Source organism: Paenarthrobacter sp. DKR-5, assembly GCF_018531425.1.
Taxonomy (GTDB): Bacteria; Actinomycetota; Actinomycetes; order Actinomycetales; family Micrococcaceae; genus DKR-5.
The window spans coordinates 1-2130 of sequence record NZ_JAHBOI010000014.1; the positions used below are offsets into that span (position 1 = coordinate 1).

Annotated in this window: 2 protein-coding genes; one reads left to right on the forward strand and one right to left on the reverse strand. The window is 67.0% G+C overall.

Translation table 11 applies throughout. The annotated features are described in order from the left end of the window. Positions 1-258: 258 nt before the first annotated feature. Positions 259-1074 (reverse strand): patatin-like phospholipase family protein, encoded by an 816-nt coding sequence (locus KIH31_RS18005; RefSeq protein ID WP_374224905.1) that lies wholly within the window; start codon positions 1072-1074, stop codon positions 259-261. Between the two features lie 713 nt (positions 1075-1787). Between KIH31_RS18005 and KIH31_RS18010 the strand changes: the two genes are divergently transcribed. Then, positions 1788-2130: hypothetical protein (locus KIH31_RS18010; protein ID WP_214428533.1), on the forward strand; the 343-nt coding region annotated here is incomplete at its 3' end.

Sequence of the window (2130 nt, forward strand, 5' to 3'; positions counted from 1 at the left end):
GGGAGAGTAGGACACCGCCGGACCACACTTAGAATGAGGGCCCCGCACCACCAGGTGCGGGGCCCTCACCCACTTAAAACACCACACCCACCACACCACCCCGTGGCACCCCCGGCTTTGCAGCCGGTCACCCCACCCCACGGGCGGAACCCTCACCAACCGCACCCCCGCGGGACGTCGCGTTCAACGCGGGTTCGCGTTCGCGGAGGTAGGAGCGAGGTCCGGGGCGTCGAGTGTGTGTTGTCTCGCTCGCCGGCGTCAGTGCCAGAACGGGTGGAGAAGCTCCGCGAGGGCGCGGCCCTGGTCGTAGCCGCCTCGAGCGGCCTGCGGACGGGTCGACGGATCCAGCGCGTTGGCGCCGAATACCTTTCCCGCGCGGCTGTCGGGAAATACCACCTCGACCCTGCTGCCCGCTGCGCGCAGCTCGTCGACCTGGGTTGCGAGATCCATGCGCCACGCCAGAGGCATGCGTGAGCTGCCCCCGAAGGGCGAGAGCACCAGCACCCGCCCGTATCCCGCCGCGAGATCCGCGTTCTCACTGCGCCGGTAACCTCCGTCGAGGTACCGGCTCCCGCCGATGCGGTAGGGCATCGCCGCCGAAGTGCTGGCGGCAACGGCGTCCACCAGCTCGATTCCGCTGTGGCGGTCGAACACGACCGGTTCCCCGGTATGGGCGTCGATGGCTGTGATGAGCACCCTCTGTTGCGGCCAGTGCCGGCTGGGCAGCCGAGCGGCGACGACGTCGTGCCAGCGCCTTTGACCGGCGCCATCCGCAGCGCCCAACTCGAGCGCTGCGGCGCCCATCCTGCGGCGCATGTCGGCGGCATCTTCAGCTGAGCTGATGATGTCGTTGGACCATTCCAGATAGGACGGCCCGGACAGCTGCGGAGCGCTTCCTCTGGCCCGTGCATCGCCGTCGGTCGGTGCCTGAGGTGTTTCGGCCAGGATCGCGGCGTAGAGTTCTGCCGGCTGTCTCCCGCTGGTGATCTGGGCAGCCACCGTCGCCCCTGCTGACGTTCCTATGATGAGATCTGCATTGGTGGCATCCAGCCCGGCCTCGCAAAGACCGGCGATGAGGCCGAGCTCCCATGCATTGCCTGCCGCTCCGCCGCCGGCGAGAACGAGGGCTCGCTGATTTGGGTTGTCCGCCCGGGTTGTCGCCTTGGCCTGTCGGTTCGGTGCCGGCCAACTCCCGTGACACGGGTGCGTCGCGGCGCTGTCGGCGGAACTGGTCGTCGCGCTGAGGTCCGGAGTCGAAGAAGGTGTGGAGTTCATGGGAGTCGCCTTTCGGGTGTTGCCTGTCGGGCGCTCCCAGCGCGACTACCTCAGTCGCGTATTCGTGGGCTGCAGGGGAGCGCCCACTGAGGGTACTGCGTGCATGGGTCTCACCCCCTGTCGATAGAACACGATCACGGGCGTGTTCGCACACGCGCGACGGCGCCGCAACGGGCGTTACATCGCCCGTCGCGTCCACGCAGTCTTGGTCCCATGGGCGGCTCTTCGCGCAGCCTCAATCCGTGAGGCGCCGCTTTGCAGCTCATGCCGTTTCCGGGCGCCCGGAAACGGCGTCGCTTGCAAAGTCGCGAGTGCTCGGGAGCCCGGTTCACTGCCTGGACCCCCGCGTTGCCGGAACGTCCCGGCAGTCACCTGTTACGCGTTGCCGACGGGAGACAGCCCACGTGCGCCCGGATGTCACCACCCCGGAGGAAAGCTTGCGGTGCAGGACACCGTCGCCCCGGGTGGGACCGGTGATCCAGTGGGCAATGCGGGCCCCGTGGACTTCGGCCGTGTTGACGCTGTCACTCGCGCGCAGTGGCCGCGCCGAAGTCATGGTCGCCGGCGTGAAACAGCCCGCACCGCCGGCGCCACTGATGGGGGTGAGCGTCCCCGTTCCACGGGTTTCGCGGCTGTTGGTGGGGGTGTGGGGGTGGATTTGTGTTTGGGGTGGGGGTGGGGTAGTGTTTTCTGAGTCGCCGCGGGAGTGTGGCGGCCAAAAATTCCTTTTACTTTTTCTGGTCTGTGGTTCGTGTGCCTGTTTGTTGGGTGTGCGGGGGCGGGCTGGTTTGGTGTGGGTGTTTGTTTTGTTTGTTTGGTTTATTCCGGGTGAATTCGCGGAATTGACAAAGCGAA